General features: G+C 64.1%; 14 protein-coding genes. 6 read left to right on the top strand and 8 right to left on the bottom strand.

Annotated elements, in window-relative coordinates; translation table 11 throughout:
• Positions 1-26: 26 nt before the first annotated feature.
• Both NKT35_RS12450 and NKT35_RS12445 read right to left on the bottom strand, forming a co-directional pair.
• Positions 27-2,522: an ABC transporter permease gene (locus NKT35_RS12450; protein ID WP_254293380.1), complete on the bottom strand. Its 2,496-nt coding sequence runs from the start codon at positions 2,520-2,522 to the stop codon at positions 27-29.
• Entirely contained in the window at positions 2,519-3,217 is a 699-nt protein-coding gene (locus tag NKT35_RS12445; RefSeq protein WP_254293378.1) for an ABC transporter ATP-binding protein, read from the bottom strand. The genes NKT35_RS12450 and NKT35_RS12445 overlap by 4 nt, the downstream gene beginning before the upstream one ends.
• Between NKT35_RS12445 and NKT35_RS12440 the strand changes: the two genes are divergently transcribed.
• Complete coding sequence (locus tag NKT35_RS12440; protein WP_254293376.1) at positions 3,216-3,812, top strand: arylesterase; 597 nt, start codon at positions 3,216-3,218, stop codon at positions 3,810-3,812. The two genes, NKT35_RS12445 and NKT35_RS12440, sit on opposite strands and share 2 nt — an antisense overlap.
• Positions 3,813-3,912: 100 nt before the next feature.
• Positions 3,913-5,172, top strand: coding sequence for an MFS transporter (locus NKT35_RS12435; RefSeq protein ID WP_254293373.1), 1,260 nt, complete (start codon positions 3,913-3,915; stop codon positions 5,170-5,172).
• A 137-nt stretch (positions 5,173-5,309) separates the two neighbouring features.
• Here NKT35_RS12435 and NKT35_RS12430 read toward each other — a convergent pair whose 3' ends face one another.
• The 5 genes from NKT35_RS12430 to NKT35_RS12410 all read right to left on the bottom strand — a co-directional run bounded on the left by NKT35_RS12430 (position 5,310) and on the right by NKT35_RS12410 (position 9,459).
• A complete protein-coding gene (locus NKT35_RS12430) occupies positions 5,310-5,924 on the bottom strand; it encodes a peroxiredoxin (RefSeq protein WP_254293371.1) in 615 nt (204 codons plus the stop codon).
• 228 nt (positions 5,925-6,152) lie between these two features.
• Complete coding sequence (locus NKT35_RS12425; RefSeq protein WP_254293369.1) at positions 6,153-6,422, bottom strand: hypothetical protein; 270 nt, start codon at positions 6,420-6,422, stop codon at positions 6,153-6,155.
• Between the two features lie 220 nt (positions 6,423-6,642).
• Positions 6,643-8,436, bottom strand: a complete 1,794-nt coding sequence (gene aspS / locus NKT35_RS12420; protein WP_254293367.1) for an aspartate--tRNA ligase — start codon at positions 8,434-8,436, stop codon at positions 6,643-6,645.
• A gap of 76 nt (positions 8,437-8,512) precedes the next feature.
• A complete protein-coding gene (locus NKT35_RS12415) occupies positions 8,513-9,190 on the bottom strand; it encodes a DUF502 domain-containing protein (protein WP_254293365.1) in 678 nt (225 codons plus the stop codon).
• Positions 9,190-9,459, bottom strand: coding sequence for an FmdB family zinc ribbon protein (locus tag NKT35_RS12410; RefSeq protein WP_254293364.1), 270 nt, complete (start codon positions 9,457-9,459; stop codon positions 9,190-9,192). The genes NKT35_RS12415 and NKT35_RS12410 overlap by 1 nt, the downstream gene beginning before the upstream one ends.
• 233 nt (positions 9,460-9,692) lie before the next feature.
• Between NKT35_RS12410 and fabI the strand changes: the two genes are divergently transcribed.
• The 3 genes from fabI to NKT35_RS12395 are packed head-to-tail and all read left to right on the top strand — an operon-like array spanning position 9,693 to position 12,584.
• Entirely contained in the window at positions 9,693-10,490 is a 798-nt protein-coding gene (gene fabI / locus NKT35_RS12405) for an enoyl-ACP reductase FabI (RefSeq protein WP_254293362.1), read from the top strand.
• Positions 10,491-10,500: 10 nt separating this feature from the next.
• A complete protein-coding gene (locus tag NKT35_RS12400) occupies positions 10,501-11,436 on the top strand; it encodes a phosphate acetyltransferase (protein ID WP_254293360.1) in 936 nt (311 codons plus the stop codon).
• Positions 11,433-12,584: an acetate/propionate family kinase gene (locus tag NKT35_RS12395; protein WP_254293358.1), complete on the top strand. Its 1,152-nt coding sequence runs from the start codon at positions 11,433-11,435 to the stop codon at positions 12,582-12,584. The genes NKT35_RS12400 and NKT35_RS12395 overlap by 4 nt, the downstream gene beginning before the upstream one ends.
• A 263-nt stretch (positions 12,585-12,847) precedes the next feature.
• On the opposite strand, the gene rpsT is transcribed toward NKT35_RS12395, so the two are convergent.
• The gene (rpsT, locus tag NKT35_RS12390) at positions 12,848-13,111 is read right to left on the bottom strand and encodes a 30S ribosomal protein S20 (protein ID WP_011137294.1); all 264 of its coding nucleotides are present in this window, start codon (positions 13,109-13,111) and stop codon (positions 12,848-12,850) included.
• A 123-nt stretch (positions 13,112-13,234) separates the two neighbouring features.
• Between rpsT and murJ the strand changes: the two genes are divergently transcribed.
• Complete coding sequence (gene murJ / locus NKT35_RS12385; RefSeq protein ID WP_254293356.1) at positions 13,235-14,770, top strand: murein biosynthesis integral membrane protein MurJ; 1,536 nt, start codon at positions 13,235-13,237, stop codon at positions 14,768-14,770.
• The last annotated feature ends 1 nt before the right edge of the window (position 14,771 follow it).

Below are 14,771 nucleotides of genomic sequence, written 5' to 3'. Positions count from 1 at the left end.
TTGTTCGCGCCCTCTGCCTCGGGCGTCTAGCTTATCGTCCGCAACACCGTCAACGGCGGCGCGCGCGTCACCTTGCCCACCAGCGGCCAGCCGGTCAGCGTCACCACGGTCACGCCGCCCGCCACGCCCAGCGGCAGCAACCACAAATTGATCAAAATCGGCAGCGAAAACAGCTTGACCGAGGCCAGCACGCCCAGGCCCATCGCGCCCAAGCCCGCCAGCAGCCCCGATACCGCGCCCAGCCACACCAGCTCGGCCAGCACCACGCTGCGCACCTGCTTGCGCGAAGCGCCCAGCGCCCGCATCAGCCCGATGTCCGACAGCCGCTCATCGCGCGTGGCGGTGAGCGAGGCCCACAACACCAGCACGCCGGCCGCCAAGGCCAGCAGGAACATCGCTTCGATGCCGCGGGTCAGCTTGTCCACCATGGCGCGCACCTCGGCCAGAATGCTGCCGACATCGATCACCGTCACATTGGGGAAGCGCTGCACCAACTGGTTGGCGAAGGCCTCGTCGGCCGGCTCCAGCCGGAAGCTGGTGATCCAGCTGGCCGGCTGCTGGCGGAATTGATTCGGCGTGCCGATCACGAAGAAGTTGACCCTGAAACTATCCCACGGCACTTCGCGCAGGCTGGTCACCTTGGCGCGGAAGGTGGTGCCGGCCAGATCGAAGGCCAGCGAATCGCCCACCCTTATGCCCAGCCGGTCCGCCATGCCCCGCTCCAGCGAGAACTGCGGCTTCACCCGCTTGCCCTCCTCCCACCAGCGGCCGGATACGATGCGATTGCCCGGCGGCGGCGTTTGCCGCCAGGACAGATTGAATTCGCGGCCGGCCAAGCGACGCGCCTCTTCGTCGCCGTAGCTATTGGGCCGCAGCGGCTGTTCATTGATGGCGATCAGCCGGGCGCGCGTCATCGGCGACATCTCCGGCGCAGTCCGTCCGGCTACGGCGAAGGCATCGCGCACCTCATCCAGTTGATTGGCCTGGATATTGATCAGGAATTTGTTGGGCGCATCGGCCGGCACGCTGCGCTGCCAGGCGGCGATCAGATCATCGCGCACCACCGTCAGCGTCAACAACGCCATCAGGCCCACCGACAAAGACGCGATCTGCAGCACCGCCAGCCAGCGCCGCCGCGCCAGATTGGCGATGCCGAAGCGCCAGCCCACCTTGCCGCCGCGCGGCAGCTTGCGCATCGCCAGCACCAGGCCCATGGCCAGGCCGCCGGACAAGGCCAGGAAACCCAGCATGCCCGCCAGCAGCCAGCCGGCCAGTTCCAGCTCGCCCACCTGCCAGGAGGCCAGCCCCAGCAATGTCGCCAATGCCAATATCGGCGCGATCACGCCCTGCCCGGTCGGCGCCAGCTCATCCCGCAACACCGCGGAGGGCGACACCTCGCGCACCGCCATCAAGGGCGGCATGGCCAAGCCCGCCAGCAGCAGCATGGCGGCAAATGGCCCGATCAGCCAAGGCTGCCAGCCCGGATCGGGCAACAGCTCGCCCACATAGCCGCTGAACAGCTGCATCAAGCCCATTTGCACGCCGAAACCGGCCAGGGTGCCCACCGCGCCGGCCAGCGCCCCCAGCAGCAGGAACAAGGACACGAACAGGCCCAGCACCTCGCCCGAGGTCAGCCCCAGGCAGCGCAGCACCGCCACTTGCTGCCAATGGCGCTGCAGATAGCGGCGCACTACCAGCGCGACGGCGGACGCCGCCAGCGCCACCGTCAGCATCGCGGTCAGGCCTAGGAAACGCCGCGCGCGCTCCAGGCTGGCGCGGATTTCCGGACGCATTTTCTCCACGTCCTCCAGCCGGCTGCCGGCCGGCCTATGCTTGGCCAACCAGCCGCGGAAGGCGGCCACCTTGCGGTCTTCGCCGGCGAACAGCAGCCGCCAGCGGATGCGGCTGCCCTCCTGCACCAGGCCGGTCGCGGGAAGGTCCGCGCTATTGAACATCAAGCGGGGAATGAAGTTGTAGACATCCATGGTGCCATCCGGCTCGCGCACGATCACGCCAGCCAGCTTCAGATGGGCGTCGCCGACGCCGATCTCGTCGCCCAGCTTCAGCTTGAGCCGGCTGATCAGCTTGGCGTCGGCCCAGGCCGTGCCGGGGGCGGGCTGCAGACGGCCGCTGTCCTCGCTGCCATCCGGCCTTTGCACCGAGGTTTCGCCGCGCAGGGGATAGCCGGAGCTGACGGCTTTGTACTGCGCCAGGGCCGCCTGGCCGCCGGCAAATACCATGGATGGGAAACTGATGCTGTCGGCCATGGCCAAGCCGCGGCGCGAGGCCTCCGCGCGGACGGCATCCGGCGCCGGCGCATTGCCGGACAGCACCAGATCCGCAGCCAACAGCTGGGCGGCCTGGGTAGTCAGCGCCTTCTCCACCCGGTCGGAAAAGAAAGCCACGCTGCTCATCGCCGCCACCGCCACCAGCAGAGCCAGGCCGAGTATGGTCAGCTCGCCCGCCACCAGCTCGCGGCGGATGAAGCGCCATACCAGATTGAAGCGTCCGCGCAGCGTCATTCCAGTCGCGCTCCGTTCAATTTGCCGTCCACCAGCCGGTAGATGGCGTCGCAGCGGCTGGCCAGCTCATTGTCGTGCGTCACCAGCACCAGCGCGGTGCCCTGCTCGGCATTGAGCTGGAACAGCAGATCGATGATCTGGCGGCCGGTCTGCGGATCGAGATTGCCGGTCGGCTCGTCGGCGAACAACAGGCCGGGCTGGATGACGAAGGCGCGCGCCAGCGCCACGCGCTGCTGCTCGCCGCCGGACAAGTGGCGCGGATAATGGCCCAGCCGGGCGGACAAGCCCACCCGCTCCAGCATGTGGCGCGCCGCTTCGCGCGCGTCGTTGCGCCCGGCCAGTTCCAATGGCAGCATGACGTTTTCCAGCGCGGTCAATTGCGGCAACAGCTGGAAGTTCTGGAACACGAAACCCACTTTGTCGCGGCGCAGCAGCGCGCGCGCGTCTTCGCTCAGGCGGGACAGCGGCTTGCCGAACAAGGCCACTTCGCCGTCGCTGGGGTGATCCAGCCCCGCCAGCAGCGACAACAGCGTGGACTTGCCCGAGCCAGAGGTGCCGACGATGGCGGCGCTCTCGCCCGGGTATAAGGTCAGCGTGGCGCTGCGCAGGATGTGCAGCACATCGCCGCGGAAATGCACTTGTTTAGCCAACTCGGTGGCGGCCAAAACCGCCGTCTTTTTTACTGGATTCGTCATGCGTTCTATCGTTTGCAAGATGCTCTTCCCCTTGTTGCTGCTGTGGCAGCTGCCCGCCTTCGCCGCGACGGTGCTGGTGTTCGGCGACAGCCTGTCCGCCGGCTACGGCCTCGCGCCCGATCAAGGCTGGGTGTCGCTGCTGGCCAAAGACTTGGCGCCCCGCCACCGGGTGATCAACGCCAGCGTCTCCGGCGAAACCAGCGCCGGCGGCCTGTCGCGGCTGCCTGAGGCGCTCGCCAGCCACAAGCCTGACGTGCTGGTGCTGGAGCTGGGCGCCAACGACGGCCTGCGCGGCCTGCCCATGTCCGCTATGCGCCATAATCTGCAACAGATGATAAATCTGGCCAAGGCGCGCAAGATCAAGGTGCTGCTGGTAGGCATGGCGCTGCCACCCAACTATGGCCCCCGTTACGGCGCCGAGTTCCGCGCCGCCTACAGCGATCTGGCCCGCGGCAATCAACTGGCCTTCGTCCCTCTCCTGGTGGAGGGCTTCGCCGGCGATCTCTCCGCCTTTCAGCCAGACGGACTGCACCCGCGCGCGGAAAAGCAGGCGGCGATGATGCGGACGGTGAAAGCCAAGCTGCCGCTGAAATAAAACGGCAGACCAATTGACCATCAACCCTTCGCCATCGAATAATAGCCCACCAGCATAACCCTGTCGTTTCGGCCGCCCCAGGCGGCCCGCCACCCTGCCCATGCCTCCTTGTTCCACATCCAGAATCAGCAAGCTTCTCCTACCCTACCGCGGCCTGCCCATCAGCGTCTACATCCAGGTGCTATGCAGCTTCATCAATAATGTGGGCGGCATGTCCAAGCTGTTTTTGCCGCTCTACCTCAGGGAAAACTATCAGCTTCCCTACAGCCAGATTGGCCTGCTGATGGCTTTCTACGGCATGGGCACGCTCACCGGCGCCTTCAAGGGCGGCAGCCTGACCGACCGCTTCGACAGCCGCAAGCTGGCGGTGCTGGCGCTGAGCCTGTCCGGCCTGTGCATGCTGCTATTGGCCTTGCAGCTGCCGGTATGGCTGTTCATGCCGCTGCTGGTGGTTTCCGGCATGGCTGATGGCGGCTTCAAGCCCATCAACCAGCGGCTGGCGCTCGAGCCCTGCACCCCGCAGCAACGCCCGGTGGCGCAAGGCATGCTGCGGGTGGCCTTCAATCTGGGCGTCGCCATCGCCGGTGTCACCGCTGGCTTCATCGCCGTCTGGGGCTATCAATGGATTTACGTCGCCAACGCCAGCGGGACGCTGCTGGCCGCCGTCTGGATGACCTGGTCTTATCTGCGGCTGGGCGAGCAAACGCGCTTGCGCCCAAGCCAGAGGATAGGGGAAGACGCCGACCTGCCCGGCCCTTGGCGCGACAAGCCCTTTCTGCGGGTCATCGCCTCGATGATCCTGGTCACGCTGGTGTTCGATCAGATGTATGTGACGCTGGGGCTGTTCCTGCGTGAACATTATCAGCTAGGCCCCCAATGGATAGGCTATCTGTTCACCCTCAACGGCCTGATGGTGGTCGGGCTGCAAATTCCGATCAGCCGCCGCGTCTTGCGCTGGGGCGTGGCGCGCTGCATTCAGCTGGGCGCCTTGCTGACCGGCTGCGGTTTTTTGTGGCTGAATGCGGGCCAGGGGCCCGCCTGGGCCATCCTGATGATGTTCACGCTGACCTTGGGTGAGCTGTTGTTGTCTCCCACCTACTCCCTGCTGGTGATGCATCGTTCGGAAGGCCGGCTGCGCGGCAGCTACCTCGGCCTCTACAACGCGGTCTGGAGCGGCCGCACGCTGATCGCGCCCGCGCTCGGCACCTTTCTGTACGGCCATGTCGGCGGTCCGCTGCTGTGGTGGCTATGCGCGGCGGCCTGCGCCCTGAGCGCGGCGCTGCAACACGCTCCGTTGCGCGCCATCCTGCGGCCATCCCATCCGCACCCGCTGAATGCCGGCTCGGCCAAGCAAGCCTGAAGCACTCCTCGACGCGGCGCCGCCGGCATGCCTGACCAGCCCGGCGCGCCTGACTTTGCAAAGCAAGAACCGATAAAACAACACCCCGCCGGCTTGCGCGGGCGGGGTGCTGGACTGAATCCGGTTCTAGACGCGGATTACAGGTCCTTGGCGTTTTCAGCCAGGTAGGAAGCCACGCCTTCAGCGGACGGCTTCATGCCCTTCTTGCCCTTGTTCCAGCCAGCCGGGCACACTTCGCCGTGCTCTTCGGTGAATTGCAGCGCGTCAACCATGCGCAGCATTTCGTCGACATTGCGGCCCAGCGGCAGGTTGTTCACCACTTGGTGCTGCACCACGCCGGACTTGTCGATCAGGAAGGAGCCGCGGAAAGCCACGCCGCCGTCGGCTTCAACGTCGAAAGCCTTGCACAGCTCGTGCTGGATGTCAGCCACCAGGGTGTAGCCGACTTGGCCGATGCCGCCCTTTTCCACCGGGGTGTTGCGCCATGCGGCGTGGGTGAACTGGCTGTCGATGGACACGCCGATCACTTCCACGTTCTTGGCCTTGAAGTCAGCCAGGCGGTGATCGAAAGCGATCAGCTCGGACGGGCAGACGAAGGTGAAGTCCAGCGGGTAGAAGAACACTACGGCGTACTTGCCGGCAGTGGCCTGCTTGAAGGAGTAGTTGTCAACGATCTCGCCATTGCCCAGCACGGCGGAGAAAGTCTTTTCACCTGCGAAGAACGGGGCTTGCTTGCCAACGAGTACGGCCATGGTTATCTCCTTAAAGGTCTTGATATGACAACGCTGTTCCTTCGGGCTTCGAACAACGTCGCGGGATGCGAGGCTTTATAAAACAGCTGCTCCGGCCCGGCAAATTGTAAATCGATATCGTGACGATAAAGTTTTGCAATCGCTTCGTCTGACACATCGCCGCCGCATGCAGCCAGCCGACTTTTGTCAGATGGCGGCGGGCGGCCGAAGTTTCAAGTCCGCGCGGATTCAGTTCTTTTCGCGCAAGTGGTGGCTGTGGCTGGCATCCAGATCCAGGCCGTACACTTCCTTCAGCTGGCGGATCTTGGCCAGCGACTCCTCGCCGAACGGCGTCTTGCCGTCGAAAGCATGCAACACAATGCCCTCCAGCAAGTCGCCCAAGGAAATGTCGTGATATTCCGCCATGCCTTTCAGCACTTTGAGAATGCGTTTCTCGATCTTGACCCCGGTCTGGGTCCGCTCCACCAGGATGTCTTTCGTTTCGCTTGCTTGCGCCATCTTGCTCTCCATTTGCATCAACGTACCTACGTACATTTTTATTTTACACATGTACATAGATAATTCAAGGCGCAAAAAAAACGGACAGCTCGCTGTCCGTTCTTGATCAGGCTTTAGCCACATTTCGCCCCGCAGGGAGGAAGCCGGCTCCGCCGGCGTTCCGCCATCCAATCTCCGAATAGCGGCGGATCGCCCCGCAGGGGCATCCGCCCTACCGTGATCAGGCGGTCGGCTCGGCCTTTTGGCGCAGGCGCAGATTCAACTCGCGCAGCTGCTTGTCGTCCACCGCGTTCGGCGCGTTGGTCAGCAGGCACTGGGCGCGCTGGGTCTTGGGGAAGGCGATCACGTCGCGGATGGATTCCGCGCCGCACATCAGCGTCACCAGACGGTCCAGGCCGAAAGCCAGGCCGCCGTGCGGGGGCGCGCCGAACTTCAGGTTGTCCAGCAGGAAGCCGAACTTGTTCTGTTGCTCTTCCGGGCTGATCTTCAGCGCGCCGAACACCTTCTCCTGGATCTCGGCGCGGTGGATACGGATCGAGCCGCCGCCGATTTCCCAACCGTTCAGCACCATGTCGTAGGCGCGGGCCAGGCAGTTGGCCGGATCGGTTTCCATCAGGTCCTCGTGGCCCGGCTTCGGGCTGGTGAACGGATGGTGGCAGGCGGTCCAGCGGTCGGCTTCCTCGTCGTGCTCGAACATCGGGAAGTCCACCACCCACAGCGGACGCCATTCCTTGACGAAGTAGCCGTTGTCCAGGCCGTGCTCGTGGCCGATCTTGATGCGCAGCGCGCCGATCGCCTCGTTCACCACCTTGGCCTTGTCGGCGCCGAAGAAGATGATGTCGCCGTTTTGCGCGCCGGTGCGCTCGATGATTTCCTTCAGGCCGTCGGCGGACAGGAACTTCACGATCGGGGATTGCAGGCCCTCTTCGTTCGGCTTGCTCGCGTCGTTGACCTTGATGTAGGCCAGGCCCTTGGCGCCGTAGATGGCGACGAACTGGGTGTAGTCGTCGATTTCCTTGCGGCTGAACGACGAGCCGTTCGGCACGCGCAGGGCCACCACGCGGCCATTGGCCATGTCGGCGGCGCCGCGGAACACCTTGAACTCTTCCGACTTCATCACGTCGGTCAGCTCGGTGAACTTCAGCGAAACGCGCATATCGGGCTTGTCGGAGCCGTAGTAGAACATCGCGTCGCCATAGGTCATGCGCGGGAAGGTCGGCAGCGTCACGCCCAGCACGTCGCTGAAGATCTCCTTGGTCATGGTCTCGGTGATGTCCATGATCTGGTCCTCGTTCAGGAACGAGGTCTCGATATCGATCTGGGTGAATTCAGGCTGGCGGTCGGCGCGCAGGTCTTCGTCGCGGAAGCACTTGGTGATCTGGTAGTAGCGGTCGAAGCCGGCCACCATCAGCAGCTGCTTGAACAGCTGCGGCGATTGCGGCAGCGCGAAGAACTCGCCCGGATGCACGCGGGACGGCACCAGGTAGTCGCGGGCGCCTTCCGGGGTGGAGCGGGTCAGCATCGGGGTTTCGATGTCGATGAAGCCCTGCTTGTCCAGATGGTTGCGCACGCCCATCGCCACCTTGTAGCGCAGGCGCAGGTTCTTCTGCATCGCCGGGCGGCGCAGGTCGATCACGCGGTTGGTCAGGCGGACGTTTTCCGACAGGTTCTCGTCGTCGATCTGGAACGGCGGCGTGGCCGCGGCGTTCAGGATTTCGATTTCCTTGGCCAGGATTTCGATCTCGCCGGAGATCATCTTGCTGTTGGCGGTGCCGGCCGGGCGCTCGCGCACGATGCCGCTGATGGACAGCACGTACTCGCCGCGGCTGCTGTCAGCCAGCTTGAACGCTTCCGGGGTGTCCGGATCGATCACCACCTGCACCAGGCCTTCGCGGTCGCGCAGGTCGATGAAGATCACGCCGCCGTGGTCGCGGCGACGGTGTGCCCAGCCTTTGACGGTCACGGTTTGACCGAGGTATTTCTTGTCGATAAGTCCGCAGTAATCGGTACGCATTGCTTAAACCTTTTTATTGAATCTTTGAAGCTCCCGCTTGGGGAGACGGCGTGTTCGGGCTAGACAGGGTGGCGGTCTAGCCCTGCCGATTATGTTCGTCGTTCAGACGCGGACGCTGAGCCTGCGGCGGCGGGTTCGGCACGACCACGCCCATGGAAATGACGTACTTGAGCGCCTCGTCGACGCTCATATTCAACTCGCGGGTATCGCTGCGCGGCACCACGATGAAATAGCCGGACGTCGGGTTAGGCGTGGTCGGCACATACACGCTGACCAGCTCCTCGCCGTCATCGGCGTGACGCAGGATCTCCTCGGCCGGCGTGCCGGTCTGGAAGGCCACGCACCAGGCGTTTTGATGCGGCCAGCGCACCAGCAGCGCGTTCTTGAACGCATTGCCGGAATCGGACAGCAGCGTGTCGCTCACTTGCTTCACGCTGTTGTAAATTGAACTCACTACCGGCGTGCGCGACAGCGCGCCATGCCAGAACTCCACCAGGCGGCGGCCCAGCACATTGGCGGCCAGCATGCCGGTGCCCATCACCACCAATACGGCGAACACCACGCCCATGCCGGGCACATGCACGCCGAACAGGCTTTCCGGACGCCATTCGGTCGGCAGCAGCGTCAGCGTCTGGTCCAGCGAGCCGATGATGAGATTGAGCACCCACAAGGTGATCGCCAGCGGCAGCCAGATCAGCAGGCCGGCGATCAGATAGCCCTTCAGCGTCATCTTGATCTTGGGAGACACCGACATCAGTGGCAGCCGCCGCAGGAGCCGGTGCCGCAACTATGGCCGCCGGAAGAGGAACTTTCGCTGGACGAGCTGGATGAAGCGCTGCCGCCGCCCTTGAAGTCGGTGGCATACCAGCCCGAGCCCTTCAGCTGGAAACCCGCGGCGGACAGCTGCTTCTGGTAATCCGCGCTGCCGCAGGCCGGACAGGCCGCAACCGGCGCGTCGCTCAGTTTTTGCAGATGTTCCTTGGCGACGCCACAGGCGCCGCAACGATATTCATAGATCGGCATAGCTTTACTTTCCCGCCAGATAACCACAATGGCATAATAAGCATATTTGCTGCACTGCACCACCCCTGGAACTAAACTGTACACAGGATTGACAGTATAGATGCGGCCACCGGAGCGCAAACTCAAGCGCGGCCGCAAACCCCTGATTATATCCGACTGAAACGACAATACAAAAAGCACTTTTACATCATTTTTCCGCAACACGGTTCTGCAACGCTATCCCGGAGGTCCAAATGGTTTACCAAGAAGGTCAGATGGAAAGCATTCGCAACATCCTCGCCGGCAAACGCGGCCTGATCGTCGGCATCGCCAACGAGAACAGCATCGCCTATGGCTGCGCCAGCGTATTGCACCAATTGGGCGCGCAATGCGCGGTCACCTACCTCAACGAGAAGGCCGAAAAATACGTGCGCCCGCTGGCTGAAAAGCTGCAGGCCAGCGTGGTGCTGCCGCTGGACGTGGAGCAGCCGGGCCAATTGGAGCATGTGTTCGCGGAAATCGAGAAACAGTGGGGCAGCCTGGATTTCATCATCCACTCCATCGCCTACTGCCCGGCCGAAGACCTGCACGGCCGCGTCGCCGATTGCTCGCTGAAGGGCTTCCAGCAGGCGATGCACGTTTCCTGCTATTCATTCATCGAAATGGCGCGCCTGGCCGAGCCGCTGATGAAAAACGGCGGCAGCCTGATCACCATGAGCTATTACGGCGCCGACAAGGTGGTGGAAAACTACAACATCATGGGTCCGGTGAAGGCGGCGCTGGAAAGCGTCAGCCGTTATCTGGCCAACGATCTGGGCCCCAAGCGCATCCGCGTGCACGCTGTCTCCCCCGGCCCGCTGAAAACGCGCGCCGCCTCCGGCATCGCCCATTTCGACCAATTGATAGAGGACGCCATCGCCCGCGCGCCGCAGAACCGCCTGGTCGACATCGAGGAAGTGGGCATGACCTGCGCCTTCCTGATTTCCAACGCCGCCAGCGGCCTGACCGGCCAGACCATCTACGTTGACGGCGGCCATCACATCAAGGCGTAAGGAGCAAGCGATGAACCACGATACCCACGCATTCGACGACATCCTGCAACAAGCCCGCGCGCTGGGTGCGCTGCCGATGGCTGTCGCCCACCCTTGCAGCCGCGAATCGCTGCTCGGCGCCGTGGAGGCCGCCGACAACGGCATCGCCACGCCGATACTGGTGGCGCCGCAATCCAAGCTGCAGAAAACAGCCGATGAGCTGGACATCGACCTCAAACGTTTTGAATGCATAGACGTCGAGCACAGCCACGCCGCCGCCGAGCATGCGGTGCAGCTGGTGCGCGACGGCTACGCCGACATCCTGATGAAGGGCAGCCTGCACACCGACGAATTCATGAGCGCCGCGCTGGCCCGCGACACCGGCATCCGCACCGACCGCCGCATCAGCCACGTCTGGATCATGAAGGTGGACAGCTACCCGCGCTATCTATTCATCACCGATGCCGCGGTCAATATCGAGCCGGACCTGATCACCAAGCGCGACATCTGTCAGAACGCCATCGACCTGACCCACGCGCTGGGCATCCAGCAACCCAAGGTGGCCATCCTGGCGGCGGTGGAAACCATCAATCCCGACATGCGCTCCACCCTGGACGCCGCCGCGCTGTGCAAAATGGCCGAGCGCGGCCAGATCACCGGCGCCATCCTCGACGGCCCGCTGGCCTTCGACAACGCCATCTCCAAGGAAGCCGCCCAGAGCAAGGGCATCGTCTCGGCGGTGGCCGGCGATCCGGACATCTTGCTGGTGCCGGACCTGGAAGCCGGCAATATGCTGGGCAAGCAGCTCACCTACCTGGCCCAGGCCGCCTCGGCCGGCATCGTGATGGGCGCGCGCGTGCCCATGGTGCTGACCAGCCGCGCCGACGACGCCAGCGGCCGCCTGGCCTCCAGCGCCATCGCCTGCCTGCTGGCGCACCAGCGCCGCGCCAAAGGAGGCCGCGCATGACGCCCTGCCTGCTGGCCATCAACGCCGGCTCGTCCACGCTGAAGTTCCGCGCCTTCTCCGCCGATGGCCAGACGCTGCTGGCGCGCGGCATGGTGGACCGTTTCGGCAGCAAAGAGGCGAAGCTGCAGCTGTCCGACGCCAGAGGCCAGCCGCAAACCGAAAGGCCGCTGGACGACGCCTCCCATCAAGCGGCCCTGGCCGCGGTGCTGAACAGCCTGGCCGACCAGCAGCTGCAAGTGCGCGCCGTGGTTCACCGCGTGGTGCACGGCGGCAAGCGCTACCATGAGCCCATCCGCATCGACGCCGCGGCGCGGGCGGCGCTGGATGAGTACATTCCGCTGGCGCCGCTGCATCAGCCGGTGAGCCTGGAGGTGGTGGACGCGTTTCAGGAACTGGACGACAGGCTGCCGCAGATCGCCTGCTTCGACACCGCCTTCCACGCCAGCCAGCCGGAAGTGGCCACCCGTTTCGGCATCGCCCGCCACTGGCACGATGAAGGCGTGCGCCGCTATGGCTTCCATGGCCTCTCCTACGCCGCCATCTCCCGCCGGCTGCCGGAGTTGAATCTGGCCCACGGCAAGGTGGTGGTCTGCCACCTGGGCAACGGCGCCAGCGCCTGCGCCATCGAATCGGGCAAGAGCATCGCCTCCAGCATGGGCTTCTCGGCGGTGGACGGCCTGATGATGGGCAGCCGCCCCGGCTATATCGACCCGGAAGTGATCCTGTACTGGCAAGAGCATGAAGGCATGGGCGTCAAGGATGTGCGGCGCGAGCTGTACAAGAATTCCGGCCTGCTGGGCGTATCGGGCGTATCGGCCGATATGCGCGAACTGCTGGATAGCGAATTGCCGGCCGCGCGCGAGGCGGTGGAGCTGTTCTGCTATCGCGCCGCGCGCGAGGTGGCCAGCCTGGCCGGCGCGCTCAGGGGCCTGGACGCGGTAATCTTCACCGCAGGCATCGGCGAGCACTCGGCCGAGGTGCGCGGCCGGATTCTGCAGCAGCTGGCCTGGCTGGGCTTCGAGCTGGACCATGCCGCCAATCTTGCGCACTCCCGTCGCCTCACCACGCAGAACAGCCGCCTGCCGGCCTATGCGCTGCCCACCGACGAAGAGGGCGAAATGGCGCGCCAGGCCGCGCGCCTGCTGTAAGCCATCACCCCTCCTCCGCAACAAGAGGAGGGGTTTCTTCGGCCGCCCCGTTGCCAGCCGATTCAGCCATCTGTCGATAAGCCGGGAAATCGGCCGATGCCAGAGGCGAGCATGCCCGCAGCTGGATCCCCTGCCGCCTTGCCGCAGCGGCCAGACCCCTACCCTCTGCTTCTAAGCATCCCATGCGCAGGCGCGCCAAAAACACAAAAGGCCCCGCGATTGCGGAGCCTTTGCGTATTCTTGCAGCCTGGGCTGTCGATCGATTAGGCCATAGCCTTGATCTGGGCGGACAGACGGCTCTTATGACGAGCAGCCTTGTTCTTGTGGAACACGCCCTTGTCAGCGATGCGGTCGATGACTTTTTCGGAAGCTTGGAACACCACGCGAGCGGCGGCCTTGTCACCGGCTTCGATAGCCTTGAGCACTTTCTTAACTGCGGTACGGAACGCAGTACGCAGGCTGGCGTTGTGCGCGCGCTGCTTAAGGGCTGTGCGTGCACGCTTGCGAGCTTGTGCGCTGTTAGCCATGAATCTCTCCTGATAGCGGAATCTGAAACCCGCGATTCTAAGCCCTAAACACAGGTTTTGCAACAGGAATCCCGCCAGCGTAAACTAGCGGGCTTGCTCAACGCCCCTGACACCAATAAAGCAATGAATCTGCTCAAGGCCCTGGCTGCAGTCAGCAGCATGACCATGGTTTCCCGCGTGCTCGGCCTGGTCCGCGACACGCTGGTCGCCCGCATTTTCGGCGCCGGCATGGCCGCCGACGCTTTCAACGCCGCATTCAAGATACCCAATATGCTGCGCCGCCTGTTCGCCGAAGGCGCGTTTTCACAGGCTTTCGTGCCCATTCTCGGCGAATACAAGCAAAACAAAACCCATGAGGAAACCCGCGAATTCGTCGCCAAGGTGACCGGCGTGCTGGGTTCGGTGCTGCTGCTGGTGACGGCGATAGGCATGCTGGCCGCCCCCGCCATCATGTGGATTTCGGCGCCGGGCTTCTACCGCGAGCCGGCCAAGGCGGCCCTGTTCGCCGACATTCTGCGGGTGTCGTTTCCCTATATCTTTTTCATTTCGCTGTCCTCGATGACCGGCAGCGTGCTGAACAGCTGGGGCAAGTTTTCCATCCCGGCCTTCACGCCCACCTTTCTGAACGTCAGCTTCATCGTGTTCGCGCTGGCCTTCACCCACTACTTCCATCCTCCCATCATGGCGATGGCCTGGGCGGTGTTCGTCGGCGGCCTGATCCAGCTGGTGTGGCAGCTGCCCTTCCTGAAGCAGATAGGCATGCTGGCCAAACCTACCCTGGCCTTCCGCGATCCGGCGGTATGGCGGGTGATCAAGCAGATGGGGCCGGCCATTTTCGGCGTGTCGGTGGCGCAGATCTCCTTGCTGATCAACTCCACCTTCGCCTCCTTCCTGCCCACCGGCAGCGTGTCGTGGATGTATTACGCCGACCGGCTGATGGAGTTCCCCTCCGGCGTGCTGGGCGTGGCGCTCGGCACCATCTTGCTGCCTTCGCTGTCCAAACACGCGGCCAGCAAATCCGAAGCCGAATTCAGCGTGCTGCTGGACTGGGGCATACGCCTGTCGCTGCTGCTGGCGGTGCCGGCCACCGTCGGCCTGGGCCTGCTGTCCGGGCCGCTGCTCTACACCATGTTCATGTACGGCAAGTTCACCGCGCATGACGCGCTGATGTCGCAGCAGGCGGTGATCGCTTACTCCTTCGGCCTCTTGGGCCTGATTCTGGTGAAAGTGCTGGCGCCCGGCTTCTATGCCCGCCAGGACATCAAAACCCCGGTGCGCATCGCGCTGATGACCTTGGTCTCCACCCAGCTCATGAACCTGGTCTTCGTCTTCCCGCTCAAGCATGCCGGCCTGGCGCTGTCCATCGGCCTGGCCTCCTGCATCAATGCCGGCCTGCTGCTGTACACGCTGCAAAGACGCGGCATCTACCAGCCGGAAAGCGGCTGGAAGAGCTTCCTGTCCAAGCTGGCCACCGCCATCGCCGCCATGGCCGCTTCGCTGCTGGCCGCGCAATGGCTGCTGCCGATAGACTGGCACGGCCACGCCTGGCAACGCGTGCTGTGGCTGCTGCTGCTGGTAATCATAGGCGCGCTGGTCTATTTCGCCGTGCTCTTCGCGCTGGGCTTCCGTCCGCGCCAATTCATGCGCCGCGAGCATTGAG

Origin of the sequence: Chromobacterium sp. IIBBL 290-4 (assembly GCF_024207115.1) — a bacterium.
Taxonomy (GTDB): domain Bacteria; phylum Pseudomonadota; class Gammaproteobacteria; order Burkholderiales; family Chromobacteriaceae; genus Chromobacterium.
This window is presented reverse-complemented; position numbering and strand designations above follow the sequence as displayed.